Raw genomic sequence first — 24469 nt, forward strand, 5'->3', positions numbered from 1 at the left:
TTTTAACGACAATAAACCCGGTTTCTGAGACTGCCTCAAAATATGACTTAAAACCGATAAGCAAGAAACGGAATCAACATCTCAGCTTGACTCAAACCAGCATGAACTCCTAAATGTGTATGCAAGCGCTCTTCATTTGTTATGTGCTGCCGACATATCCAGTCATTATGAGAAATAAGCAGTAAATCGCCAATTCTATCTTCAGCTTCTCTACTCAAAGGTTTACCCGCAAGTCCAAATAAACCATTATCCACTGCTTCCGATTTGGTGATGGTAAAAAAGTTTTCGCTAAAATTCTGCTTGATATAGTTTAAAACTTCAGCTTGTTTATTGTGTTTGATATGTAAATAACGAACTCGCGATTCACCGGTTATGGGAGCAAATAAATTTTGAGTCAGTTTGGGATGTTTTTCTAACCAAAGAGTATTTTCTAAGTTACTATATCTTTGACCGTGGTCTGCTGTAATTAACAAAACCGTATCATTTCTACCGGCTAAAGGTTCTAGCAGTTGTTTCTTAAGAGCAAAATCCAAAGTTGAAACTTCCGCTTTATAAGAAGCACTCAAAGGACCGTAACGATGAGAAACTTGATCTATAGTCGGTACGTATACATAAGTAAAACTCTTGTGCTGATCGCTTTTTGCTAACAAACTTTGGCGCAATTGAGCAAAAGCATCTGAAGGAGTGCGATAACCTTTAAAACTATTACTTCCAGCTTCTGAGCCAGCACTGGTAAATCTGCTAATACTGGTTTGTTTAAACTGCTCAAAATTGATAATTTCTACATCTATTCCCGCCTTCTCCATACGTAAATATATATTAGGCACCCGAAGCAAAGTTTCAGGATTAAATATACTGTCTGGAAAAGAACTTCTACCAGGAGCAATCTGGGGACGAAAACCAATAAAATTAACTATAGTGCCGATTTCGCGAAGATAAAGATTAGTTCCCATCATTCCGTGTTGGGCGGGAGCGTAACCGGTTGCCGCAGAAGTTAAAGCCGTTACGGTAGTACTAGGGTAAACCGAAGTTGCAGGCATAAAAAAACTTTGCTGACTATCGCAGGCTTCAGAAATTGCAGGTATATCTTGGGAACTTGCAAGACTTTGTAATTGTTCGTAACCAAACCCATCCAAAATTAACAGCACCACATGATTAATCGGTGCTTGATTTTGCCAATCTTTCCAAGCTTGAGAAACTTCAGATGCTCCTAATAATTCTGGATTGAAAGCCACTGAAGCAGGTGATTCGCTCAAAGTCGGAGCATCCGGAGCCAACCAGTCAATTGCCAAGGAAGCAATATTACTCAAGCCTAATCCGTCGTAGCTGGGTTTTAATACTTCCTCCCCGAAGAAACCCGGTAGCTTTTGACGAGCAAGTAGTTTTTCTCTGGCTATAGCTGATATTCCCATTACCGTTATAGTTTGCGATACGCCGCAATTATTCTATCTTCTAGTTTTTCAACTGGTATGGGATATTGTAGTTTTCTTTATAAGTAGTCTTCAATAACTCCTTTTGAGCTTACGAGGTAAAACCAACTTTATTTTTAACCAGATTAATCCTCCTTACTCTCTTTCTCTGCGCCCTCCGCGCTCTCTGCGGTTTTTTTTAAAGAGTTTATAACCCATCAAAACAAATGAAAATGGGAAAGAGAAAATTAGGAGTTGAAATTAGCATCTAAATATCTATTTGATGATTTGCTTTTCGCGATGTCGCAATCATAAGGCAAGCTGGTGGCATCAATAACCAAAAACCTGAAATTGGAATTGCTACAGCACCAATAATTGAAGTTATTAATAAATTCCAACCAACAGACTCTGGTAGTGAAATTTTCTGAGAATTTGCCCAAAGACATAGCTGCGCCAAAATCACCAAAAATGCCGTCAGCGTCATAAACCAAAATGCATCTTCGCGAGCAAAATTCGGTGCAAAGGGATTTGGAGTAATGCTATTAAAAAATCCGCTGTTGATAATTTCTGATAATTGCTCTGCGTAAAGCCATACACCAACAATTACATGAATAATGCTCGTAACTAGCAACCAATATCCGCTGAATTTAAGCATATTAAACCTCACCTTCAGAAACTAAACCAAGTTGTTTCATAACTTCAAGCAAGTTGCATTCATACCACCACTCGACAATCTTGCCTTCAACTATTCGCAGCAAGGTAAAATCATTCGCTTTCACTGGTTTATTTGTTGCTGGAGTACCTAAAAATTCCCCCGAGTTTGTCCCTTGAATTGTTGTACGATAAACAACTTTGTCATCTTCAGCAATCACATCTTCAATCTGCTGTTTAATATCGGGAAATCCCTCAAACAAACCCACATTAAATTCTTTATTAGCTTCTAATCCCACAATAGGCTCGGCAAAACTGTTGAAGTAATAAACCACATCTTTACTCATTAATTCATCCCAAATGTTTCTCCAGCTTGGATTTGTACCCCATCCTTCTCTCGCAAAACGCAACGCTGTTATTTTATTTTGCTCTGCTGTACTCATAATTATTTTTATCCAATACGCTACCGTATGGTTGTAGATTATTGCTAAACTATCTGAATGTCAATACGCCACCGTATGGTAGAAAATAAAGAAAATATAAAGCTGGGAAGGAAAGATTGGATTGAGCAAGGATTAAAAGTTTTAGGAGAAAGTGGTGTAGAAGCGTTACGAGTTGAACCCCTGGCGAAATTGATGAATGTAACCAAAGGTAGCTTTTATTGGCATTTTAAAAATCGCCAAGAATTGCTAGACGCACTTTTGCAACAATGGGTGAATAGTCAAACAGAAGGCATTATTCAGCAAGTAGATGAGAAAGATGGTGATGCCGAAACCAAGCTAATGCATTTATTTGAACTGGCAATTGAGGATGATGGGAAAGTCGAAAATGCCATCCGAGCTTGGGCTACGAACGATGTAAAAGCTGCCAGTATTCTAGAATCAGTTGACTTACATCGTTTGGAGTATACGCGAGATTTATTTGTACAAGTTGGATTTACTGGAATTGATGCAATGGTACGTGCCCGAATGGCTTATTATACGTTGGTAGTTGGTGAATTTACTGTAGGCACGCGAATGAATCAAAATCAGCGGTTGCTTGAAGCGAGATTGCAGCATACTATTCTTACCCGTCGGAATTGATTTTTGAAATTAATAAGTGATTCCTGCCGAAAAACAGGTGATATATCTCTGTTGAACTCTTAGCTCTGCGCCACGCCACTTGCTACAACGGAGAGAACCTCCGCAACGCAGTGGCTCCTCTGGGCTCTAGAAAGGTTTTTTAATTAATAATCTTCTAAAGGAATAGCAGCTATACCAAAATCGTCTTTGGAGGTAGAATTAACTGCGTAGAGTATCCAGAATTCTGTGAGACGCAGCAATACGCCCTGTCTCTAAAACAGTATTGTGTTTTGATTCAAGTTTTATTTGTAAATTATTTATAAAAAATGGCAATAGCAATCGATTTTGGCACTAGTAACACCGTCATTGCTCGCTGGAATCCAGTAACTCAGCAGCCAGAAACTTTAAATATTCCAGAATTATCTATTCAACAAGGTTTGAATCCACCGTTGATTCCTAGTTTGCTATATGTGGAAGATGCATCAAAAACACAATTTTTAGTTGGGCAACAGGTAAGGAATCGCGGTGTTGATATTAAAGGTGACTCGCGTTTTTTTCGCAGTTTTAAACGTGGGATTGGTTCGGATATTCAAGGTTTTTTACCGGAATTAGATGGACGCAATATTACTTTTGAACAAGTGGGAGAATGGTACTTACAAAAAGTAATTGAACAACTATCATCGGTTGAAGGTGGAATAGATTCTTTAGTATTAACTGTTCCTGTAGATAGCTTTGAAGCTTATCGTCACTGGCTGGGAAAGGTTTGCGAAGCGCTGCCGGTAGAACAGGTGCGAATGCTCGATGAGCCGACGGCGGCGGCTTTGGGCTATGGTTTAAGCGAAGAAGATTTGTTATTAGTGGTTGACTTTGGTGGAGGAACTTTAGATTTATCTTTAGTGCGTTTGGATAAAAGCGTGCAGCAAGCAAGTAGGAAACCATTAGGCTTTTTACTAAAATTTGGTAATAAATCTTTAGCTGAAGACTCCAAACAAAAGGTAAAAACGGCTCGGGTATTAGCAAAAGCCGGTCAAAATTTGGGTGGTACCGATATTGATAATTGGTTGACGGATTATTTCGCTAAAACTCAAGATTTAACTGTAAGTCCTTTAACAACAAGACTCGCAGAAAAAGTAAAAATTCAACTTTCAACACAAAATCAAGCCAGCGAAGTTTATTTTAACGACGAGACATTTGAAAGTTATGAATTGGAATTGAACCGCGATACATTTGAAAATATTTTGCAAGAAAACTCGTTTTTTACAATGCTTGACGAGTCGATGGCACAATTATTGCAGCAAGCACGAAGACAAGGAATAGAAATTGCAGATATTAATGCTGTGTTGCTGGTTGGTGGTACCTCGCAAATCCCCGCAGTGCAAACATGGATAAAAAAATATTTTGATTCCGATAAAATTCGCAGCGAACAAGCTTTTGAAGCCATAGCCCACGGAGCATTACAATTAGCTCAGGGTTTTGAAATCAAAGACTTTCTTTACCATAGTTACGGAATTCGTTACTGGAATCGCCGTCAAAGTCGTCATAGCTGGCATCCTATCATCAAAGAAGGGCAGCCTTACCCAATGAATAAACCAGTCGAATTATACTTGGGTGCTTCTATGGAAAATCAGCCCAGCATTGAATTGATTATCGGAGAATTAGGAGCAGAAACCGGGGGAACCGAAGTTTATTTTGATGGCGATCGCCTAATTACTCGTCGTGCAGAAAGCAGCGAAACCACGGTAAAACCATTGAATGACAGCGATGGTGCCAGAAATATTGCTCAACTAAGCCCAGCAGGATTTCCCGGCAGCGATAGAGTGAAAGTGTTTTTAGAAGTTGATGACAAAAGATTTTTAAGAATTACCGTTGAAGATTTATTAACCAATGAAACTGTTTTAGAAAATCAAATTGTGGCGCAGTTGAGTTAATTTGATTTGGGGATTGGGAATTGGGAATTGGTAATGGGTAATTGGTAATTGGGAATAGTTTGTAGGGTGTGTGACGCTATGAAAAAAGTATCTATGTTCTGTTTCTCGAAGTTCTGAAACATAAACAATTGGAGAAGGTGTTTTTTCTTGCCAATCACCAACTATACAAAGAAACGTTTTATCCGTTCCAAAAGTAGGAAATAACGGTTTACCGATATAATTAGCGGCACATTCTTCAAATTCTTCATCTATAAAATCAGGAAATAACTGCATAGCGTATTCTAAGGTATTAAGACCCATTCCATCATCTGCACCAAATATATCTTCGTAAATTGTTGGAGTGATTAAATCATTACCCCTTGACCATTGATAAAGTTCGTAAAATTCATCTGGTAAACTAAAGGGTAAATATTGAATTTTTGATTCTATTTCTGCAACATTTAATCCTGGTGTAATATTTTCAGCAGCTTGAGGACAATTTTTTTCTAACCAAGTTTTAATTTGATTGAGGGAATTTGTTAATAAAGACATATAAATTGCTTTGAGAAGACATAATTAGCAATTTTAATATAGCAATTAAAATAACCTCACCCTGTCCTAACGGACATCCCTCTCCTTGTCAAGGAGAGGGAGAAGGGTAACTTTAAATCAAATCATAAAGTAGAAAATATTTCGCATTTTCATCCCTCTCCTTAATAAGGAGAGGGAACGAGGGTGAGGTTAAATCAAATCATAAAGTGGAAAATATTTCGCATTTTCATCCCTCTCCTTAATAAGGAGAGGGAACGAGGGTGAGGTTAAATCGAATAATAAAGCGGAAAAGATTTAGCATCTTTAGGCTTCACATAAACCCGTTGCTGCGGCTCCAAATTCAATTCATCAAATCTATCTCTCGTTAAATGTGCCGTTACAACTTGTCCGTCATCCAAGGTTAATTCTGCTTGAATTTCCCAACCCAAATGTATTAATCTACTCACCCTAGCGGGAACTGTTGTACCGTTTGGTGAAGTCTCAACAATTACATCCTGGGGACGTAAAAACATTTCCGTCTGTGGGGAATCAAATCCGTTTCTCTGAAATATTCCCGAGGTACTTGGTAAAACGTTCACAGGGCCAATAAAACTCATTACAAACGCTGTAGCGGGATGGTCGTAAATTTCTGCTGGCGTACCAATTTGTTCGACTTGCCCTTTATTCATCACCACGATTTCGTCGGATACTTCCATTGCTTCCTCTTGGTCGTGGGTGACGAATACTGTGGTAACGTGGACTTCATCGTGCAATCTTCGCAACCAAGCGCGTAAATCTTTACGGACTCTGGCATCAAGCGCCCCAAAAGGTTCATCTAAAAGCAATACTTTTGGTTCTACCGCTAAAGCTCTGGCTAATGCAACTCTCTGCCTTTGTCCACCGGAAAGCTGCGACGGATATCTGTCTCCTAGTCCGCTTAATTGCACTAAATCTAATAATTCATTCACCCTAGTCTTGATTTTCGCTTTTGAAGCTTTACGAATTTCTAAGCCAAAGGCAATATTTTTCCGTACTGTCATATGCTTGAAAAGAGCATAATGTTGAAACACAAAACCAATGTTTCGCTCTTGTACGCTTTGGTATGTAGCATCCTTGCCAGTTAACCAAATTTTTCCGCTGTCAGGCATTTCCAAACCCGCAATTAGTCGTAGCAGAGTAGACTTCCCCGAACCAGAAGGTCCCAATAAAGCCACCAGCGAACCGCTTTTAATTTCCAAGTTGACGTTATCAACAGCTTTAAAACTGCCAAATTGCTTGCACGCGTTTTCAACTACTATGCCCACTGTCAAAGAATCCTCTGCAACTAATCTACGGTTTGTTGGTAGAGATACCGTGTTTTATATATATCATAGATAGCGATAGACTGATACATCTGTTGAATTCTATATTTTGGATTATTGAAATATCATAATCATGAGAAAACCGCCATAAAGGCGGCATTGCTAACGTTGAGTTTCAGATATTGATTATCGAGCTTGATGTTCAATCACTAAATATGAACCTTGAATACGAACGCGAACAATTTTACCGATACCGAATCTATTTAGTTGGGGTGCAAATGCTGCGGCTAATTTATTGCGAGTAGTTGAGTTATTTAATTGAGCGCGGACTCCATCTTCAATGCCTTTAGCAATACGTCTTTTGTAACTACTACCGCAGAAATTGACTGTCTTGAAATTACAAACGCCGCCAGCTTGGATTTTAGCATCAAATTTTACGCCAACCTGACCGTAAGTCAAACGTCCTCGGCTATCTTTGGTTGGTGTTAGATATACATCCAAACGCATATTGTTCATCTGTATATCTGGGGCACCTTTATCGCCAAAGTCAACAAATCTAGCGGTGTGATATCCTTTTAATTCGGTGCCGTTGCTTTCAAAGAATAAACTAAGTTTGAATCTATTGCCGTCTCTTTTAATATCAAAGCTTGAAAGGTTGATGTCATTGACGTAATATCTCAACCATCCGTAAGCACCGGCATCAATTTTGGTTTCGGGGATATTAAATGCTTGTTTTGTTCCACCGAGTAAATTACTTAATTTAATATAAGAAGCATTTTTTTTGTGATAACTATCACCACTTTTCTTTCCGCGATTGTGTAAATGAAGTTCGGTTCCATTCACAGCACCTTTAATTAATCTAGCGATTAAATCGGCATTAATTTTTTTTACTTTTGCAGGAGGCTGAACGTTACAATGTCCGGCAGGTACGTTAATAGAAACCGCTTTATAAGTGTTGTTTTTGAAATTAGATTCTTTTATGAAACGACCTTTATTAACAGTTAACTCAAAAGTATGTTTTCCTAACATCGATTGAGGCTTGCTTTTTAGATAGTAGATAGGAAAAGTTACCGTAGTTTTAGCTCCGGGGTTGAGGGTAGGAATACCTTTACCATTGCCCCAGCCCGTGCTTGCATCTCTGGCGCTAACAATACCGACATCCATACGTTTTGGGCTTTTTGCTCGTCCAATATTTTTAACTATTGCATTCACGTATAGAGCCGGTTTATTAACCCTACAGTTAGCAGCAAGACGGATGCTAGCTTTTTCTATGATTAAATCTGGTAAAAAAGCAAATTTAATATTAGGATTTATAGTTGGATTTATACCGGGGTTTACCTGTATTTTCTTTTCAACAGGTTTTAATAATGGTACTTGTGCAGTTGTAGAAGTAATTGTAGAAGCGGCTATTAATGTACCGATAGCTAATGTTTTTAGAGAAAGTTTAAACATAGTAATTATACTTTTAATAGTAAGTTGATTGACTTACTATTTACTACGTTTGCCCCTCAGATTTTATGCAAGCTGTTTGAAATATTTTTTACTTTTATATTTAAAAAACGAAAAATGTAAGGTAAATATCTGGAGAAATAATAATAGATTCTTTGGTGTGTTTGCCCTGTATACCTACACCGATTGTTGGCTAATTTTTTTTTACCCCACACACCCTACACAAACATCCTCATCAATCTAAATCTATAAAAGCAACTGACGAAGGTTGGTTGTGGAGCAAGCAGTTAACAGTCAACAGTGAACAGTTACTAATCAACAACTAACAACTAACCACTAACTACTTTCACCCGAAGCATGTGGATCTTCAAGCGAAGAACCATAATATAATATTCAGAAAGATTAAAACAGCTAAAAGAACACCATTAACCATAAAGTCATGTTTATGCTGTTTAAATTTTCTCTCTATTAAAGCCCCTCCGGTAGCAAATAAAAATCCTTTGATGGGTTTGGGGATTTTTTCGTAATAAGGTTTGTAGCGCAATAGATTTCTTATTAATTGGAAAGTTCCGTAAAGGGTGATTCCAAAAAGCGCTAATCGGAATATGCTATATAAATTAAAATAGTTTTCCATTAGATGTGTTTGAGGATTATTTTTACGGCGATCGCCAATATTGCAGCGATGATACTTCCTGTTAATGTAATTCTAACGATGCGGTTATATTTCCGAACTTCTATATCGGCTAGTTCTTCTGCTACTTCAATTCCTTTAGTTGCTGATTGTTTTGCGTATTTGCTTAATTCAAAAGCTAAGGTAGAAACAACGGAAACGATTACCGCAGCATCATCGGTGAGTCCAGCAATGGGAATTACATCGGGAATCGCATCGAAGGGAGAGATGAGATAAAGCAAGGCTCCAATTGCTAATGCCTTTGATGTCCAAGCGGCTTTGGGATCTAAAACCATTTGGAATAATGATTGAATTTTGGGCCAAATTTCTTTTATTGGTCCCCGATTCATTGACGGTAATTTCTCAGAAATTTTTTGAATATCTTTCTGAATATTATCTGTATTAACAGATGTAACTAGCTTATGAAATATATTTTTTATCTTATCAGAATTACTTGTTTTTTCTAATTTTACTTCTACTTCTTCAAGGACTTCTTCTGTTTTAATTTGCTCTTTTTCTTTTTGAGTTAACTGGCTAAATAGCTTTTTGATTTTATTATGGTTTGTATTGGAATTTGTTTTTACAGGTTGTTGGTTAATAACTTGCGTTTCTGCTTCTTCTATCGTACTTTGAACTGATGATTTACTAGAAACGTCTGGATTTTTCTGGAAGAAATTTGGTATAAGCGATTGCAATCTATTTTTTTTATTGGTTTTTTTATTGGCTTCTTGATTATTCTCCGTTTCTACTTGGCGATTAATTGGTTTTATATCTGGCGTAACTTCTTCTGTTTCTGTTTGTGGTTCTACTTTTGATATTTCTTCCGAGTGCGAGTCTTTGCGGAACTTATTCCACATTTGCTTAATAAAACCCTTTTGGGCTGCCTCGGAGGATGTTTCTTCCAGAGGTGATGGCTGGATATCTATAGTTGTAGGGTTCTCTATTTCATCCGCTTGTTTTTTAGAGCCACCAAAAAATCTATCTTTGATTCCCATACCCATCACCTCATAATCTCAGTCACTTACTAAATATAAGCAAATATCCTGCGACCATGCATCAAACTAGATGAATGTAAACAAACTATTGCCGCATTATGCAAATATCTATCTATAGTGGGAAGATATTTTACTTTGATTCGCAAGCGATGCCATCATTATCTCTATCAAACCTCTTAGCCCAAGGATTAGTTGTAACATTAATATCTTTTATGCCTTGCGCTTTTAACTGCTTGCAGCTATTGAGTTGAGGAGAGGGAATAACCTGATTAGAAGTGGCTGCTGTGGGGTTCTGTGCAACGGTACAGTTTTGACTTCTATACTCTGCAACCAAACCTTCTGCTCTCTCGGGATAATCGGCAATACTTTGTTTGACTGCTTGCCTAATTTGCTTTCTGCTCAAGCCCTGTAAACTCTGAGGATTGTAGTTTGCGATCGCAATTGTTGCGACTTTAATTTTATAGTTTTCGTTTACCTTGCCGCAGCCAATTTTACTGTTAATATTTGCAACTAACTTATCAATAGATACCGGTTTGTCAGAATTATTCGTGGATTTAGCTGCTTGTTCAATTTTCTGGGCTGAATTGGCTGCTTTTTGGGCAGATTCAGCCACCGGATTTGCTGTAGGTACTGCTTGTAAAGTTTCGGTTGGTAATGGTTTAGTTAATTGTGCAACAGATTTGTTTGTTGGATCGAGTTCGGGTACCGCTTGTAAAGTTGGTATTAATAATGGTGTGACTTCAGGCACGATTCGAGATACAGGAGTAGTTTCCGCTATTGGCTCTTGTAATTGAGGTGATTCGATTGCTTTTTTGCTAGAAGTCGAAGTTCCACAACCCGCTACAGTCAAAGCGATTAAGGTAAATATAAATTTTTTATTCACAGTGTTCTATTGGTAAATGTACTTAGAGTATACCTACCACGGTTGTATTTACGAACAATGTGATTTGAATCATGATTGATTGTAATCTAATTTACTCAGGAATGGCCGCAATTGCCATAAGGCTTGGGTTGGTGCGTGACAGGAAAACCTTATTATTGCTTTAGAATCAATCAGTGTACTAGCAACGGCAATAAAGGGGGAAGAAAATCTACACCCCTTTTTGCCTCCCCTACAAGCAAAATGTGCCAGTTGCGTAAGTCCTATTACTAATAAAGAGATATTTTCTAGATTATTAAGATTAAACTTATGCCATTAGGTCTATTTTTTCACAATTGCTATTTTTAAGATTCCTTCCCCGCAAGCAAGCTGTAGATAACGTCCTCGTTATAGAAAATCAATTTATGAAAGTCAGTTACTGCATCTCATCATAAGTACAACATTGACTAAATATTTCAAATATTTATGTAAGTATATTTATTGGCAAGTAATTAAAGTTATAATCTTTTTTGACATTAAAATAAAAATCTAAATAAAGAAAGCACAAGTGGCAATCTTCATTATTTGGGCTGAAATTAGCTTGGTAATCTTAGTTTTCTCCTTAGTTAACTGGCTAGTTAGCAAGATTTTCAAGCAGTTAATCAAGATTCCTATACTGTCGAACGCCCAAACTTTACGTCGCAATATTAAAGCGGTATTGTTGCTTTGCTGCTTCTTTCTTTGTGTCACGATTGTAGGGGTAAATGCTTTTCTAATTTATCAAGGTGAAAATCTCCAGGAATATACACTCTTATTAATTCGTCGCATTCCTTCAGCCTTCTGGGTGACAATAGGAATTGCTAGCTTACAGAGTTTAGGGTTGCTAATTGTAGCCACATTATTAAATAAATTGGCTGACTATTTACTCAAACGAGCTTGTATTCGCGCCAAAAACTGGGAAAAAAGCACTGCCGACGATGAGAGCATTGTTGCTTTTTTTGGCTCTTTTAACAGAATTGTTACTACTAGCATTTGGTTATCAACTTTAATATGGTGTACCCAGTTTTTCCAAGTACAAGAAACTGCTATCGAGTATCTTTTCATCTTATTAAGGATTTATTTAATTGTTTCAATTGGATTGCTAATTTTTAAACTAGTAGCAGTAGTTGTTGACAGCTTAGATATTTTAAGCCTTAAATACTCCAGCCCTGACAACTTACTCCGCTTCTACGATAGACTCAGAAATCTTGTTCCTTTTCTCAAGCGTTGTCTGGAAACTACAGTCTATGTTTTGATGGCAACGCTAGTTGTGCAGCAGATAGAACTAATTGCCGATTTCGCATTTTGGGGTTCGAGAATAATTAAGCTAATCGCCGTTATTTTTGTCAGTCATGTTTTTGTGGAGCTAGCTTATTTAGCAGTTGAGGAGTTGCTGCTCAAAAATAAAAATATAACTGAATTGCAGAGACAGAGACGACTAACTATTATTCCTTTATTACAAAGTTTTACCAAATATATTATTTACTTTAGTGCTGGTATCTTAATTCTAGAAATTTTCACCATCGATCCGGCTCCCATTTTAGCTGCTGCTGGGCTTGTAGGTTTAGCAGCTAGTTTAGGAGCGCAAAATTTAATTAACGATTTAGTTAGTGGTTTTTTTATTCTGTTTGAAAACTACTATTTGGTAGGAGACTATATTGCAGCAGGAAATGTTGAAGAAAGAGAAATTGAAGGTTTTGTAGAAGCAATTGAACTCAGAACCACCCGAGTAAGACATCCTAACGGTCAATTACAGATTATTCGTAATGGGGAAATGGGTTCAATTGTCAACTACTCCAAAAATTATATTTATGCAATGGTGCAAGTCAGATTAAATTATGAAGTTGAATTAGAGCGGGTATATAAAATTATAGAGTCAATAGGAGAACATTTAAAAGCCAATTATCCCGAAGTACTCGAACCAACTCAGGTAGATGGAATAGAAGAATTTGGAGAATATTATTTATTATTAGGAACGAGAACAAAAGTCAAACCAGGGAGAAATCTTCAGATTGAGCGTCTTTTCCGTAAAATGCTTAAAGATGCTTTTAACCGAGAAGAAATTCAAATTCCGGTTCGTACTCACGAATGAAGGGAATAGGGAATAGGGAATAGGGAAGACAAGAGCATAACTTTCACTCCTAACTACTTTCACCCGTAGGGTGTGGATCGTCAACTAACAGCTACCTGCTAACCACCAACGACAAAAACATACACTCCCAAACTAAACGTGGTTGAGCATAACAAAGCAAAGATTTACGGGTTTTTTCAAGCTGTTGAATAATTATTGGTTGTCGCAAATTCTGCCAATATGACTGTTGCAAATAATCAACTAACCATAATTGGGCTTCATTATCTAATGCTTTATCAATTTGTTTTGCTAATTCCAATGCAGAACGGTAAGTTTTGGGCGGTTGACTACAGGAGCGCAGTAAATCTAAGGGAATATTCTGCATTTGCTCGTATGCTTCAATGGCTTTCCCCGGACTTCCTGCGGCGATACTTATAACTGTAGGATGATTCAATATTTCACTATGTCCCGATAATGCCAGTACTTGAGACATCGCTGCGGTATCTAAACAGTAAAAAGGAATTTTTTGGCAGCGGGAAACCAAAGTTGTCAATATAGAATCGGGTGTTGGTGCTATTAAAATCAGCGTTGCTTTTCCCGGTTCTTCCAAAGTTTTAAGTAAAGCATTTGCTGCCGATTCTGCCATTGTTTCGGCTTGCTCTAAAATTACTATATTCCTCGATGTTTCTAGAGGTGGACGGCTGAGAAATTCTGTAATTTCGCGAATCTGTTCTAACCTAATTATTGGTGGTGCTTTCCGTTTTAATCCTTTTTCTGCTGCCTCTTTTGCACTGAACAATTTCCCTTGATGTTGATAGCTTGGCTGTACCCAAAGTAAATCGGGATGATTGCTTTTTTCTAATTTGCTTTTAACAACAGCGATGTCTTTATTATTTTGACTAAACAATAATTCTAAAAAGCATCTTGCAGCTAAACTTCGTCCGATTCCAGGAGAACCTACAAACAAATATGCTGGCGCAATTCTATCTTTTGCAACAGCTTGTTTTAATAATTCTACTGCTTGAGTTTGTCCTATAAGCGGCGCGAAGAAATCCATTTTCAGTTAACAGTGAGCAGTTAACAGTGAGCAGTTAACAGTGAGCAGTGAGCAGTGAACAGTTACCAATTACCAATTACCAATGCCCAATGCCCAATCCCCAATTACCAATTACCAATTACCAATTCCCCATTCTTCTAATTTAGAGGTTAATATTTGCTGAATTTGTTTTTGCACTTGCTCGCTTATTAAACCAGCTTCTATTTTTAAGGTTCTTTCAGGAGATAAAACTGCTTGTTCTTTATATCCTTTTTGAACGCGACGATGAAATTCTATTTTTTCTTGCTCAATTCTATCTGCTTTTTCGCCGCTTTTTCGTTTGCGTGCCATTCCTACCTCAACGTCTAAATCTAACCATAAAGTTAAATCGCTTTTCAATCCAGAAGTGGCTATAGAATTAAGTTGGTGAATCAAATTCATGTCTAAATTACGACCGTATCCTTGATAGGCTATCGTCGAATCAATATAGCGATCGCACAATATAATTTTTCCTAATTCCAAGTTCGGCAGTAGCTCTTGTTCTACGTGTTGCGAACGGTCGGCAGCGTATAATAATAATTCTGTAGTCGGACTAATTGCTTTGTCTTTGCTATTTTCTAACAATAAGGAACGAAGATTTAACCCTAATTCAGTTCCCCCAGGTTCGCGAGTTGTTACCACGGGTATACTTAAACTTTGCAGCCATTCACAACAAAGCTGCATTTGTGTAGTTTTACCGCAACCCTCCACCCCTTCAAAAACAATTAGTTTACCTTTCATTACTTTTTTGCCAGATGCCGCCAACTTTTTAAAATATCATTTTTACGGCACTGCAAATAACTTTCTCTATTTCTTCTTCTAACAAATTCCCCTGCTATAGGCTTCCGCGTAGGTACGTTTTATGAGATTCCTAAATCTCCTTAAGAAAGGGGAACTTTAACTCCAATTCCCCCTTTTAGGAGGGCTAAGGCATCAAAACGCGATGAAACAAACTTAAAATTGTTCGTTTTGGCATACCGTGGCTCCGGTAGGAAAGCTTTGGAGCATGAAATTTTCTCAAAGCAAAAGCGATCGCCTAAAAATCAAAAGAATTTTTCACTTTTACTTTTTGACTTTCAGTTTAGTTACTTCCCCTTTCTAGCTTAGAGATACTGTGTTAAAGTCTTAGTCAAGGTTGTTTTTGGTACTGCACCTACAACCGTATCGACTTGTCTACCGCCTTTAAATACTATCAGCGTGGGAATGCTGCGAATACCGTAGTGACTGGCAACAGTGGGATTTTGGTCTGTGTTTAATTTCACCACTTTTACCTGTCCTTCGTATTCTCCAGCAACTTCATCTACCACCGGAGCAACCATTCGACAAGGACCGCACCAAGGAGCCCAAAAGTCAACCAGCACCGGAACTTCGCTTTCGAGGACTTCTTGCTTAAAGGTGGCTTCTGTCACATTCGTAATGGATGACATACTAGTCGTCCTCCTCTTTAATAATATTTCTATAATTCGATAAAATCGAATAATTAAAATATAGACCTTTTTAAGACAACCTGCAACAATGAGATTTCTTTATCATCCAGAGCAAAAAAATATATCTTTAGCCGGAGTGCTTTACGCTTTAGGGGACCCCGTCAGATTGGAGATTGTGCGACAGTTAGCAAAGAAAAAAGAGCAATGCTGTGGAGACTTTGATTTTGCGATCGCGAAGTCAACAATGTCGAACCACTTCAAGATATTGCGGGAGTCGGGAGTGGTGTTGACTCGTAAAGAAGGAACTCAACACATCAACACTCTGCGAACTGAAGATTTAGAGGAATTATTTCCAGGATTGCTCGAAGCAGTGTTAAATTCGGCTCAACCATTTGTAATTGCACAAGAAGCAGTTAAACAAACTGTATGAAGAGAACATGGCGTTTATGGAATAATTGCGTAGTATTTAGGTTGGACTGATGAGTTGCTTGGCAAAGTCTTAAATGTATTACCAATTACCCATTACCAATTACCCATTACCAATTACTAATTAACTCTTTCCGATTGCATTGCTAAAATCACTAAACCATAGTTTTGCGTTTTTGAAACTTGCATTGGTAATATCGCAACCTCGGAAGGATGTTACAGAAAAGCTTGTTATTTCTTTAATTAAATAGTGAAGTGAAATAAGAGTAAATCCGATGTAGGTTAATGATAAAAAAGTTATACTAAATCCCCATATCAGATTTTGAGTGCTTAAAAAAGCAATTGCTCTGGTTCCTGATAAAAAAGCAAAAGCATAGGTAATAATTGTTGCTGCGGCAGATAAAATAATTGGCATAAATCCTTTTTGAAAACAAAAGCTAGAAATTGCCACGATCAATGCTCCGATAGCGGCAGATGCTATTGCTATTTGCGGGTTTTTTCCACCAGCTGCTGTACCACCGTAGAAAAATCCTAAAATTGCTCCCGAAGTCGCACCGGAAATAATTATAGCAATACGTTGTAAAGTAGATTTTTTCTTGGCTAAACTCATTACAACACCAGCTATTCCGGCAATTACTAAACTGATAGATAAAGCTACACCATATACCCAGACTGGACTTTCCTTTTGGCGTTCTATGACTCCAAAAATCATGGAACTGACCGCATGAAATGTAACAATAGTCGTTGCAAACGCGATAGATATTAAACAAATAAATATTTTAGCAGTTTGACCTGCTTTTACATTCTGAAAATTCGCTTCTCGCAGTGAAGTATTAGTAAAGTCACAACCGCGAATATCTGAATAACTAAAATTAGCATAGTCCAGGTTTTGACCTTTAAAACAGCGGTTTCTTAAATCTTGATTGCTAAAATTTAAATTTGAATAATTCATGCTATCAATTAATAGTTTAAGCAATACAAATGGTACTACTTACATAGTACTTGTAGGGTGTGTTGTCGCGCAGCGCAACGCACCATAGGACAAAGATTTTGGTGCGCTCACGGCTAAAGCCATAAAACACCCTACGAAGTATATGAATAACGAAGGCTTTTTATACGAGTGCGTAAATTATGATAAATTTTTGCTTACATCATGTAATAGTGTTAGTTAAAGTTGAATGCTCCGATACCTTCTTTTATAAAAAAACTTAAACTGCAACAAAAACAATTGTATAAATTATCGATGCTTGATTATCAAAGACCATTATTTTTAAAACGATATATCTTCACAACTACAATGGGCTTTCTACTATTATTGCCCTTAATAATTTATGGCTGGGCATGTTTTTCACGTCCACCTCAAACCAATACAGAAAAAAAATTATTTAAAGGTATTACCTACAAACGTAAATTTGGTTTGAATATACGTCCTACAGTAATTCATATTGTCAAAATTGATTTATCAGTACCGGGGGTAAAAGTACTGGTAACACCACCGCAGGCTATTGGTGACAATAATACAACTTCAGCGCGGACAGCTTCGCAATTTTTGCAAGAATTCAAACTTCAATTAGCTGTGAATGCTAATTATTTCTATCCTTTTCGCGAAAACACTCCTTGGGATTATTATCCCCATAGCGGAGATATCGCTTATGCTATAGGGCAAGCAATTTCTAACGGCAAGCATTACTCAAAAGCTGATAGTAAGTGGGGAGTTTTATGTATTTCTCAACAAAATAGCGCCCAAATTTTAGATAGTGGAAATTGTCCTCAAAATACGCTTCAAGGTGTTGCTGGTAGAGATGTATTTATTAAAGATGGTAAACCTTTAAAATCAGACTCCGAGGAAGATAAACCTTATCCAAGGGTTGTAGTTGCGACTAATAAACAAGGCAATATTCTTTGGCTGGTTACTGTAGATGGGAAACAGCCACTTTACAGCGAGGGAGTTACGATTGCAGAGTTGACAGATATCGTTCAAGATTTGGGCGCACATGCAGCTTTGAATTTAGATGGCGGCGGCTCAACCACATTGGTAATGACGAAGAATAATAAACCAAAGCTGCTAAATGCTCCGATTCATACTAAACTACCGATGCGGGAACGTCCAGTTGCTAACCACTTGGGTTTTTACGCAGATGGTCTGTAATTCAAATCTATTTAATAAAAAAAATTGTAAGTAAAAATACTTGACTTATTCTTGGCAAATAAATTTACAATAGCTTTTTTAAACTGGGAAATTAAACGATTATTACAAAGCATTTTTTGTAGATGCAGTGTAAATAATCAGAAGCTAAACTAGTACCGTATTCAAAATTGAAGGAGTAAAAAAATGATTCAAGAGCGCGACTACACCTTAATTATTGATAAAAGCGGTAGCATGTCTACCCCAGATCAAGCTGGCGGCAAAAGTCGATGGCAGATAATGCAAGAATCAACCCTTGCTTTGGCTAGAAAGTGCGAGCAATTCGATCCAGATGGAATGACAGTTTACTTGTTTTCTGGTAGATTTAAACGCTTTGACGATGTAACTTCAGATAGAGTAGCGCAAATATTCATGGAAAATGACCCTGCGGGGACTACGAATTTGGCAGGTGTTCTCAAAGATGCTACCGATAGTTATTTCAAACGTAAAGCAGCAGGGGAAACTAAGCCCAATGGTGAAACAATTTTAGTTGTCACAGATGGCGAACCAGATGATAGAAAAGCCGTATTTGAGGTAATAGTTAATGCTTCTCGTCAAATGGAAAAAGATGAAGAATTAGGAATTTCTATTGTTCAAGTTGGTACGGATGCTCAAGCAACAAAATTCCTCAAAGCTTTAGATGACCAAATGGAGTCAATTGGTGCCAAATTTGATATTTGTGACACGGTAACTTTTGATGACATGGAAGATATGAGTCTTGCAGAAATACTAACTAATGCAATTACTGATTAATTAAATTAGTTAACCGAAGAGCCAAAATTTTCAATTATAGGAGTCATAATTTATGTTAGAAAATCGCGATTACACCTTAATTATTGACAAAAGCGGTAGCATGTCAACTCCCGACCAAGCAAACGGTAAAAGTAGATGGGAAGTGATGCAAGAATCTACCCTTGCTTTAGCTAGAAAATGCGAAAAATTAGACCCCGATGGGATGACAGTTTACTTATTTTCCGGTAAGTTTAAGCGTTTTGACGATGTAACTTCAGATAAAGTAGCACAAATATTCATGGAAAATGACCCTGCGGGAACTACGAATTTAGCAGGAGTTCTCAAAGATGCTACTGATAGCTATTTCAAGCGTAAAGCAGCAGGGGAAACTAAGCCCAACGGCGAAACAATTTTAGTTGTTACAGATGGTGAACCCGACGATAGAAAGCCAGTTTTTGAAGTGATTGTCAATGCTTCTCATAAAATGGAAAAAGATGAAGAATTAGGGATATCTTTTGTTCAAGTTGGTAGAGATGCTCAAGCCCAAAAGTTTCTCAAAGCTTTAGATGACCAAATGGAATCAATTGGTGCCAAATTTGATATTTGTGACACGGTGACATTTGATGATATGGAAGATATGAGTCTTACAGAGATATTAACTAATGCAATTAATGATTAAACGTAGGGAATAGATTAAAAAGTTAATACTAATAAATAAATAACAGGAGAATTAATCAATGCTAGAAAATCGCGACTATACCTTAATTATTGATAAAAGTGGTAGCATGGCAACCCCCGACCAAAAAGGTGGTAGAACCAGGTGGATAGCAGCAGAAGAATCAACTTTTGCTCTTGCTAGTAAATGCGAGCAATTTGACCCGGATGGTATAACTATCTATACTTTCTCCGGTAGATTTAAAAGATATGAAAATGTCACATCAAATAAAGTGATACAAGTTTTTCAAGAAAATGACCCCTCCGGAACTACCGATCTAGCTTCAGTATTAAAACACGCCACAGATAACTATTTTGAACGTAAAGCTGCGGGGGAGACAAAGGAAAATGGCGAGACAATCTTAGTTATTACCGATGGCGAACCCGATGATAGAAAAGCGGTGATGAAAGTAATCATCGAAACTTCTCGTCGTATGGATAAAGACGAAGAATTAGCAATTTCCTTTATTCAGGTTGGTAAAGATCCACATGCAACTCGCTTTCTCAAAGTATTAGATGACGAAATGCAAAGTGCTGGAGCCAAGTTTGATATCTGTGACACGATTACAATGGATGATATGGAAGACTATAGTCTTTCAGAAGTGTTGCTCAATGCAATTATTGATTAACTATTCCCATTAATGGTAATTAAACAAATGGATTCCATTGATAAATTGTTATCGGAACTTCAGGCTGAATATCAGCAATCAGTTAATTCTCCGGTTAAGAAAACTGAGGAAGGCAAGAAAGGCAAGAAGGGAAAGAAAGTAAAGAAAGTAAAGCTTGATTCACCTGCACCTTCTTCCTTTTTCGCATCTTCACCATCAAAAGGAGATGCAATAGATAATATTTTAGCTGAAATTAAACAAGAGACTGAAGAAAAACAATTATTAGAAGAACAACAAAAACAGCAAAAGCTTGAAGAAGAAAGAATAGAAAAAGAAAAAATTAAAGCGAACAATCTAGAAGCATTAAAGAGAAAAGCTCAAGATTGGTTAAACAAATTAGAACCATTATCACCCGAAGGAATATGGTTTGAAAGTTTTTCTAAAAATTATCCTTCTAAATTAGAAGCCGCAATTGAGTATTTAAACAGCGAGCAGTGAGCAGTTATCACCTAAACATTTGGATTAATAAATAATAAATAATCCTATTATCAAATAATAGTAAATAATCTATAAAACATGTATTAAGTAAAAAAGAAAATATTCTCTTGCTAACCGCTAACTGTTCACTGTTCGCTGTTCGCTGATAACCGTTTTGCTCCCCATTCATGCATTGCATTAAGAATTGGCTGCAAACTTTCACCTAAAGATGTCAGTGAATACTCAACTTTTGGAGGTATTTCAGCATAAACTTCCCGATGAATAATTCCATCTTGTTCCATTTCTCTTAATTGCTGAGTTAACATTTTCTGGGTAACTCCCGGTAAAGCACGCTGTAATTCTCCAAAGCGTCTTATACCTAATAGTAATTCTCTAATAATTAATACTTTCCAGCGTCCTCCTATTACTTGAAGAGTGGTTTCAACTTCACAGCTAACCGCTTTTTTAGGATTTCCCACTTTTGGTTTCATAGTTACTTTTCAGTAAGTACCTGACTTTTAAGTACGTACTTTTCATAATACATCTACCCAGCTTAAAGTAAACAGGTATTGACTGTTCCAACTATAGGAATCCAGTTTAAATATTGAAAAAATATTTCTGAGGAAAACACTGTGAATCAACCTGTAATTGCAGACAAAAAACCTGTTCTACTTGAATTAGAAGCCGGTACTTATTACTGGTGTAGCTGTGGGGAATCAAGCAATCAACCGTTTTGCAATGGTTCTCACAAAGGCACGGAATTTACTCCGCTTGCTTTTGAAGTGACTGAAAAAAAGAATGTCGCATTGTGTAACTGTAAACATACCGGCAATCCACCTTATTGCGATGGTTCTCACAGCAAACTTTGATGTTTAATAAGTTGTAAATAAAACTTGCCTTCATTTGACATCCCCCTAAATTTAACTACAAAAAGCATTATTTAGGGAGATATTAAAATCACTTGTAATTAATAGCCTTTCTGTATCCCTTCTCCTTGATAAGGAGAGGGGTGCCCGGAGGGCGGGGTGAGGTAAACTTGATTGCGATCAAATGAAAATGGCTATATATGTCTATATTTACAGCGAAGATTCATAATACAAATTTATCCTTAGAATAAATTCTTACCTTATTATTTTGAATTGGTTTTATCCAGAAGTAAATTTCAAAAATTTATTCACGATATTATCAACAGAACGTTTTAACTGGTGCTTGCGATACCATCTTTGAAAAGCTGCTTCATATTCTTCGCCTTTAGTTTGATAACTATTCCAACCATCCAAACCTAAAAACAAACCCCAAAAAAGTACAACATAAAGCGCCCAGTTAATACCACCACCTGTAAGCAAATCCATCGATAACAAAAAAGAATTGATGATAGCATAATTACCAGCACGCTTCTTGAATCTTCTTTGACGATGCACATTAAACGCTTGTCTATGCTGAATTTCACCTTGTTTTGCAGCCCAATCGGCTTCTGCTAATTGTAGAGTTTCCACAGAGATATCCAACTCCGCAGCGATTTCCAACAGCACCTCATGGGAAAACTCCTTATCATCATCCACTTGACGCGCGATCGCCAACTGCAAAATTTGCTGTACGTCTTCTTGGCTATAACAACGACTAATTTTATCTCCCGAATTCGCCATACTTATAATCTCTTCTATTACTTTTAATAGAGAATTTATTCAGGAAGTACAGAGTACTGCCACTATCTCTAGAGTAACAAATCAATCAGTTGAATTTTGGAGTTTGCACAAAGTTAAGCCAGCACAAAATTGAAGTTTCCCCAAGCAGAGCAACTGTAGCATAAGTAGATAATTTTTTTCTAAAAATTTCCCAGACAGATTTTAGATTGAATTTCAACAACTGCCTTGGAATAAATACCCAGTCTTAAAAATAAAAAATTATTCTTCCCCATCTACCCCCTCTACCCCACGCCACTTTGCTCAACGGAAGGAACCCCCTCCCTTGTCTCACCCGACAATGTAGGCTTGTTCGAGTACTACGATACTGTCACATCCGCAGTTGTATTTTCATCTGAGTCTTTAGAAAATAATCTCAGCGAAATCCAGTAGGTAAAAATGTGAGAAAGTAAACCAAGGGGACCAGCAAATAAACAAAGTGCAAGGGAGTGAAAAGTCCAAATACCTGTTTTTACACCAGCTAGATAAATGTAGCGCCCTACAAATAAGTCCATGACTAAAAAGTGAATCCATCCAGTTGCAGCAGCAGTTTCATCACCAAAAAATCGAGCAATATCTGCTAGCTGGGGATTGGATAGAGCTTCTGCATTTTCGGGTGTAATGCTGCTAATAAATAAATATAGATATAGCCCAGCTAAAGGTATAAACGGGATATATGACTCCATCACTTTTTGGGTAACTTTCCATTTTGGTAGAAAAATCATTAATGCCCAAAAAGGTAAAACAAAAAGATTTGCAATATTAAATAATTCGCTGACACCCATACAAAGCTCCGCCTAAAATACTAATAGTTATCAGTATAATTTTAATAGAACTACTATTAACTAAAAAATAATTATTTATAGCAATTACAAAACCAGCTATAATATCTACCACCTCTAACCTTTAACCTGAATCGGGGGCAGCATCTCTTGGCAAATATAAAGTGTAAAGATACAACTTTTTCTAATATAAAAGCAATTTTATTTGATAAAAACGGTACTTTAGAAGATTCAGAAGTAGATTTACGTAATTTAGCTCAAAAAGCAGCGCGAATTATAGACGCACAAATACCCGGTATCGGCGAACCTTTATTAATGGCTTTTGGTGTTAATGCTGATAGTTTAGACGCTGCGGGATTAATAGCTGTAGCTAGTCGTCGAGAAACAGAAATTGCAGCAGCAGCTTATATTGCTGAAACGGGAAGAGGTTGGATTGAATCGTTAAAAATAGCTCGCGAAAGTTTAGATGAAGCAGAAAAATATCTTGGTGATTATTCTTCACCTTTATTTGCAGGTAGCCTAGAAATATTGCAAAAGCTTTCCCAAGCACAGTTAAAGTTGGGTATTCTTTCAGCCGCTACAACCCAAGAAGTAAATCAATTTGTACAAGTCCATAAACTGAGTGAATATTTAAACTTAGAAATGGGAGTAGACGGTAATATTTTTAAACCAGATCCAGCTTTGTTTTTACAAGCTTGCGAAAAATTGGAAGTAGAACCAACTGAGACTTTAATGGTAGGAGATTCTGTTGGTGATATGGAAATGGCACGTAACGCTAAAGCTGCTGGCTGTATTGGTATTACTTGGATTGGGAAGTCGGATAATGTTCGAGGTGCGGATGTTGTAATTAATAAATTGGATGAAATTGAAGTTTGTTAATTAGCTACTACTGACAAAACCTCATAACCTTGTCCTTGAATCATACATTGCCGCAGCCCATTATTATCAAATTCAACTGGACAAGCAACTGTTGAAACATCAGGACGATTACCTTCTTTATAAATAGCTGTAATTTCTACATCTTGATTGTGGAAAGATTTTAATGAAGTGTGAGAAACTTTCTCCGAAGGATACAATACTAATTTATCTTGCTTTTTCGTATCAGTAATAATAAAGAATTCTTCTCCTTTATAAGCCCTAACAGACCTTCTACGAGGTAGCTCTTCATAAATTAATTTACCTTGTATTTTTTGTTCTTTTAATTTGGATGAATCATCCCCAATTGTTTTTTGTACATCTGTCTTTTTAGAACCTTTGACAAAGTTAGCAGTATTTTCATTTTTAGTACAACTTGATATATAAATACTAGAAAATAAGCAGATGAAGACCAATGGTTTTTTGAAAGTTTGAGCAAACATAGCTAGTATTTTTGTAAATAGGTTATCTAAATCAAGGGATTTTGTTGTTTTCCTCTATAT

General features: G+C 37.0%; 27 protein-coding genes. 11 read left to right on the plus strand and 16 right to left on the minus strand.

Annotated elements, in window-relative coordinates; genetic code table 11:
- Nucleotides 1–47: 47 nt before the first annotated feature.
- The 3 genes from RIV7116_RS01525 to RIV7116_RS01535 all read right to left on the minus strand — a co-directional run bounded on the left by RIV7116_RS01525 (nt 48) and on the right by RIV7116_RS01535 (nt 2503).
- A complete protein-coding gene (locus tag RIV7116_RS01525; protein ID WP_015116496.1) occupies nt 48–1412 on the minus strand; it encodes an alkaline phosphatase family protein in 1365 nt (454 codons plus the stop codon).
- 265 nt (nt 1413–1677) lie between these two features.
- Entirely contained in the window at nt 1678–2064 is a 387-nt protein-coding gene (locus tag RIV7116_RS01530) for a DUF6463 family protein (protein WP_015116497.1), read from the minus strand.
- Between the two features lies 1 nt (nt 2065).
- Nucleotides 2066–2503, minus strand: coding sequence for an ester cyclase (locus RIV7116_RS01535; protein WP_015116498.1), 438 nt, complete (start codon nt 2501–2503; stop codon nt 2066–2068).
- 57 nt (nt 2504–2560) lie between these two features.
- Between RIV7116_RS01535 and RIV7116_RS01540 the strand changes: the two genes are divergently transcribed.
- Both RIV7116_RS01540 and RIV7116_RS01545 read left to right on the plus strand, forming a co-directional pair.
- Nucleotides 2561–3142: a TetR/AcrR family transcriptional regulator gene (locus RIV7116_RS01540; protein WP_157229244.1), complete on the plus strand. Its 582-nt coding sequence runs from the start codon at nt 2561–2563 to the stop codon at nt 3140–3142.
- A gap of 305 nt (nt 3143–3447) precedes the next feature.
- Nucleotides 3448–5049, plus strand: coding sequence for an Hsp70 family protein (locus RIV7116_RS01545; protein WP_015116500.1), 1602 nt, complete (start codon nt 3448–3450; stop codon nt 5047–5049).
- Here the strand turns inward: RIV7116_RS01545 and RIV7116_RS01550 are convergent.
- The 5 genes from RIV7116_RS01550 to RIV7116_RS01575 form a co-directional block, all read right to left on the minus strand.
- On the minus strand, nt 5017–5580 hold the full coding sequence (locus RIV7116_RS01550; RefSeq protein WP_015116501.1) for a hypothetical protein: 564 nt from the start codon (nt 5578–5580) through the stop codon (nt 5017–5019). The two genes, RIV7116_RS01545 and RIV7116_RS01550, sit on opposite strands and share 33 nt — an antisense overlap.
- A gap of 266 nt (nt 5581–5846) precedes the next feature.
- The gene (locus tag RIV7116_RS01555; protein WP_015116502.1) at nt 5847–6863 is read right to left on the minus strand and encodes a sulfate/molybdate ABC transporter ATP-binding protein; all 1017 of its coding nucleotides are present in this window, start codon (nt 6861–6863) and stop codon (nt 5847–5849) included.
- Between the two features lie 183 nt (nt 6864–7046).
- A complete protein-coding gene (locus RIV7116_RS33560) occupies nt 7047–8312 on the minus strand; it encodes a CARDB domain-containing protein (protein WP_015116503.1) in 1266 nt (421 codons plus the stop codon).
- A gap of 630 nt (nt 8313–8942) precedes the next feature.
- Complete coding sequence (locus RIV7116_RS36265) at nt 8943–9974, minus strand: YkvA family protein (protein WP_015116505.1); 1032 nt, start codon at nt 9972–9974, stop codon at nt 8943–8945.
- Nucleotides 9975–10104: 130 nt separating this feature from the next.
- Nucleotides 10105–10857 carry an excalibur calcium-binding domain-containing protein gene (locus RIV7116_RS01575; RefSeq protein ID WP_015116506.1) on the minus strand — a complete coding sequence of 251 codons (753 nt, stop codon included), beginning with the start codon at nt 10855–10857 and terminating at the stop codon, nt 10105–10107.
- 544 nt (nt 10858–11401) lie between these two features.
- Here RIV7116_RS01575 and RIV7116_RS01580 point away from each other — a divergent pair.
- Entirely contained in the window at nt 11402–12964 is a 1563-nt protein-coding gene (locus tag RIV7116_RS01580; RefSeq protein ID WP_015116507.1) for a mechanosensitive ion channel family protein, read from the plus strand.
- Nucleotides 12965–13055: 91 nt separating this feature from the next.
- Here RIV7116_RS01580 and RIV7116_RS01585 read toward each other — a convergent pair whose 3' ends face one another.
- The 3 genes from RIV7116_RS01585 to trxA form a co-directional block, all read right to left on the minus strand.
- Entirely contained in the window at nt 13056–14000 is a 945-nt protein-coding gene (locus RIV7116_RS01585) for a DNA polymerase III subunit delta' (RefSeq protein ID WP_015116508.1), read from the minus strand.
- Nucleotides 14001–14111: 111 nt separating this feature from the next.
- Complete coding sequence (gene tmk / locus RIV7116_RS01590) at nt 14112–14759, minus strand: dTMP kinase (RefSeq protein ID WP_015116509.1); 648 nt, start codon at nt 14757–14759, stop codon at nt 14112–14114.
- Between the two features lie 362 nt (nt 14760–15121).
- Nucleotides 15122–15445 carry a thioredoxin gene (trxA, locus tag RIV7116_RS01595; protein WP_015116510.1) on the minus strand — a complete coding sequence of 108 codons (324 nt, stop codon included), beginning with the start codon at nt 15443–15445 and terminating at the stop codon, nt 15122–15124.
- An 88-nt stretch (nt 15446–15533) separates the two neighbouring features.
- On the opposite strand from trxA, the gene RIV7116_RS01600 reads away from it, so the two are divergent.
- Entirely contained in the window at nt 15534–15875 is a 342-nt protein-coding gene (locus tag RIV7116_RS01600; protein WP_015116511.1) for a helix-turn-helix transcriptional regulator, read from the plus strand.
- Nucleotides 15876–15995: 120 nt separating this feature from the next.
- On the opposite strand, the gene RIV7116_RS01605 is transcribed toward RIV7116_RS01600, so the two are convergent.
- Nucleotides 15996–16823 (minus strand): pentapeptide repeat-containing protein, encoded by an 828-nt coding sequence (locus RIV7116_RS01605; RefSeq protein WP_015116512.1) that lies wholly within the window; start codon nt 16821–16823, stop codon nt 15996–15998.
- A 291-nt stretch (nt 16824–17114) separates the two neighbouring features.
- On the opposite strand from RIV7116_RS01605, the gene RIV7116_RS01610 reads away from it, so the two are divergent.
- The 5 genes from RIV7116_RS01610 (at nt 17115) to RIV7116_RS01630 (ending at nt 20608) form a co-directional block, all read left to right on the plus strand.
- The gene (locus RIV7116_RS01610) at nt 17115–18020 is read left to right on the plus strand and encodes a phosphodiester glycosidase family protein (protein ID WP_015116513.1); all 906 of its coding nucleotides are present in this window, start codon (nt 17115–17117) and stop codon (nt 18018–18020) included.
- 183 nt (nt 18021–18203) lie between these two features.
- Nucleotides 18204–18809 carry a VWA domain-containing protein gene (locus tag RIV7116_RS01615; protein WP_015116514.1) on the plus strand — a complete coding sequence of 202 codons (606 nt, stop codon included), beginning with the start codon at nt 18204–18206 and terminating at the stop codon, nt 18807–18809.
- A gap of 52 nt (nt 18810–18861) precedes the next feature.
- Complete coding sequence (locus tag RIV7116_RS01620) at nt 18862–19467, plus strand: VWA domain-containing protein (protein WP_015116515.1); 606 nt, start codon at nt 18862–18864, stop codon at nt 19465–19467.
- Nucleotides 19468–19525: 58 nt separating this feature from the next.
- Nucleotides 19526–20131, plus strand: coding sequence for a VWA domain-containing protein (locus RIV7116_RS01625; protein WP_015116516.1), 606 nt, complete (start codon nt 19526–19528; stop codon nt 20129–20131).
- A 27-nt stretch (nt 20132–20158) separates the two neighbouring features.
- Nucleotides 20159–20608: a salt stress protein, Slr1339 family gene (locus tag RIV7116_RS01630; RefSeq protein WP_044291393.1), complete on the plus strand. Its 450-nt coding sequence runs from the start codon at nt 20159–20161 to the stop codon at nt 20606–20608.
- A 125-nt stretch (nt 20609–20733) separates the two neighbouring features.
- Here RIV7116_RS01630 and RIV7116_RS01635 read toward each other — a convergent pair whose 3' ends face one another.
- Entirely contained in the window at nt 20734–21078 is a 345-nt protein-coding gene (locus tag RIV7116_RS01635; protein ID WP_015116518.1) for a helix-turn-helix domain-containing protein, read from the minus strand.
- Between the two features lie 141 nt (nt 21079–21219).
- Between RIV7116_RS01635 and RIV7116_RS01640 the strand changes: the two genes are divergently transcribed.
- A complete protein-coding gene (locus tag RIV7116_RS01640) occupies nt 21220–21456 on the plus strand; it encodes a CDGSH iron-sulfur domain-containing protein (RefSeq protein WP_015116519.1) in 237 nt (78 codons plus the stop codon).
- A gap of 276 nt (nt 21457–21732) precedes the next feature.
- Here RIV7116_RS01640 and RIV7116_RS01645 read toward each other — a convergent pair whose 3' ends face one another.
- Nucleotides 21733–22233 carry a 2TM domain-containing protein gene (locus RIV7116_RS01645; RefSeq protein ID WP_015116520.1) on the minus strand — a complete coding sequence of 167 codons (501 nt, stop codon included), beginning with the start codon at nt 22231–22233 and terminating at the stop codon, nt 21733–21735.
- A 356-nt stretch (nt 22234–22589) separates the two neighbouring features.
- A complete protein-coding gene (locus RIV7116_RS01650) occupies nt 22590–23054 on the minus strand; it encodes an ABA4-like family protein (protein ID WP_015116521.1) in 465 nt (154 codons plus the stop codon).
- A gap of 147 nt (nt 23055–23201) precedes the next feature.
- Here RIV7116_RS01650 and RIV7116_RS01655 point away from each other — a divergent pair, with 147 nt between their 5' ends.
- On the plus strand, nt 23202–23930 hold the full coding sequence (locus RIV7116_RS01655; RefSeq protein WP_015116522.1) for an HAD family hydrolase: 729 nt from the start codon (nt 23202–23204) through the stop codon (nt 23928–23930).
- On the opposite strand, the gene RIV7116_RS33570 is transcribed toward RIV7116_RS01655, so the two are convergent.
- Nucleotides 23927–24409, minus strand: a complete 483-nt coding sequence (locus tag RIV7116_RS33570) for a hypothetical protein (RefSeq protein WP_015116523.1) — start codon at nt 24407–24409, stop codon at nt 23927–23929. The two genes, RIV7116_RS01655 and RIV7116_RS33570, sit on opposite strands and share 4 nt — an antisense overlap.
- Nucleotides 24410–24469 lie beyond the last annotated feature (60 nt).

Origin of the sequence: Rivularia sp. PCC 7116 (assembly GCF_000316665.1) — a bacterium.
Taxonomy (GTDB): Bacteria; Cyanobacteriota; Cyanobacteriia; order Cyanobacteriales; family Nostocaceae; genus Rivularia.

What these genes read in the sequence shown, in the direction of transcription:
- RIV7116_RS01600 (WP_015116511.1), top strand. Translation starts at nt 15,534, where the DNA reads ATGAGATTTCTTTATCATCCAGAGCAAAAAAATATATCTTTAGCCGGA.
- RIV7116_RS01650 (WP_015116521.1), bottom strand. Translation starts at nt 23,054, where the DNA reads ATGGGTGTCAGCGAATTATTTAATATTGCAAATCTTTTTGTTTTACCT.
- RIV7116_RS01610 (WP_015116513.1), top strand. Translation starts at nt 17,115, where the DNA reads ATGCTTGATTATCAAAGACCATTATTTTTAAAACGATATATCTTCACA.
- RIV7116_RS33560 (WP_015116503.1), bottom strand. Translation starts at nt 8,312, where the DNA reads ATGTTTAAACTTTCTCTAAAAACATTAGCTATCGGTACATTAATAGCC.
- RIV7116_RS36265 (WP_015116505.1), bottom strand. Translation starts at nt 9,974, where the DNA reads ATGGGAATCAAAGATAGATTTTTTGGTGGCTCTAAAAAACAAGCGGAT.
- RIV7116_RS01615 (WP_015116514.1), top strand. Translation starts at nt 18,204, where the DNA reads ATGATTCAAGAGCGCGACTACACCTTAATTATTGATAAAAGCGGTAGC.
- RIV7116_RS01585 (WP_015116508.1), bottom strand. Translation starts at nt 14,000, where the DNA reads ATGGATTTCTTCGCGCCGCTTATAGGACAAACTCAAGCAGTAGAATTA.
- RIV7116_RS01625 (WP_015116516.1), top strand. Translation starts at nt 19,526, where the DNA reads ATGCTAGAAAATCGCGACTATACCTTAATTATTGATAAAAGTGGTAGC.
- RIV7116_RS01550 (WP_015116501.1), bottom strand. Translation starts at nt 5,580, where the DNA reads ATGTCTTTATTAACAAATTCCCTCAATCAAATTAAAACTTGGTTAGAA.
- RIV7116_RS01530 (WP_015116497.1), bottom strand. Translation starts at nt 2,064, where the DNA reads ATGCTTAAATTCAGCGGATATTGGTTGCTAGTTACGAGCATTATTCAT.
- RIV7116_RS01605 (WP_015116512.1), bottom strand. Translation starts at nt 16,823, where the DNA reads ATGAATTATTCAAATTTAAATTTTAGCAATCAAGATTTAAGAAACCGC.
- tmk (WP_015116509.1), bottom strand. Translation starts at nt 14,759, where the DNA reads ATGAAAGGTAAACTAATTGTTTTTGAAGGGGTGGAGGGTTGCGGTAAA.
- RIV7116_RS01645 (WP_015116520.1), bottom strand. Translation starts at nt 22,233, where the DNA reads ATGGCGAATTCGGGAGATAAAATTAGTCGTTGTTATAGCCAAGAAGAC.
- RIV7116_RS01635 (WP_015116518.1), bottom strand. Translation starts at nt 21,078, where the DNA reads ATGAAACCAAAAGTGGGAAATCCTAAAAAAGCGGTTAGCTGTGAAGTT.
- RIV7116_RS01535 (WP_015116498.1), bottom strand. Translation starts at nt 2,503, where the DNA reads ATGAGTACAGCAGAGCAAAATAAAATAACAGCGTTGCGTTTTGCGAGA.
- RIV7116_RS33570 (WP_015116523.1), bottom strand. Translation starts at nt 24,409, where the DNA reads ATGTTTGCTCAAACTTTCAAAAAACCATTGGTCTTCATCTGCTTATTT.
- RIV7116_RS01620 (WP_015116515.1), top strand. Translation starts at nt 18,862, where the DNA reads ATGTTAGAAAATCGCGATTACACCTTAATTATTGACAAAAGCGGTAGC.
- RIV7116_RS01545 (WP_015116500.1), top strand. Translation starts at nt 3,448, where the DNA reads ATGGCAATAGCAATCGATTTTGGCACTAGTAACACCGTCATTGCTCGC.
- RIV7116_RS01540 (WP_157229244.1), top strand. Translation starts at nt 2,561, where the DNA reads ATGTCAATACGCCACCGTATGGTAGAAAATAAAGAAAATATAAAGCTG.
- RIV7116_RS01630 (WP_044291393.1), top strand. Translation starts at nt 20,159, where the DNA reads ATGGATTCCATTGATAAATTGTTATCGGAACTTCAGGCTGAATATCAG.
- RIV7116_RS01525 (WP_015116496.1), bottom strand. Translation starts at nt 1,412, where the DNA reads ATGGGAATATCAGCTATAGCCAGAGAAAAACTACTTGCTCGTCAAAAG.
- trxA (WP_015116510.1), bottom strand. Translation starts at nt 15,445, where the DNA reads ATGTCATCCATTACGAATGTGACAGAAGCCACCTTTAAGCAAGAAGTC.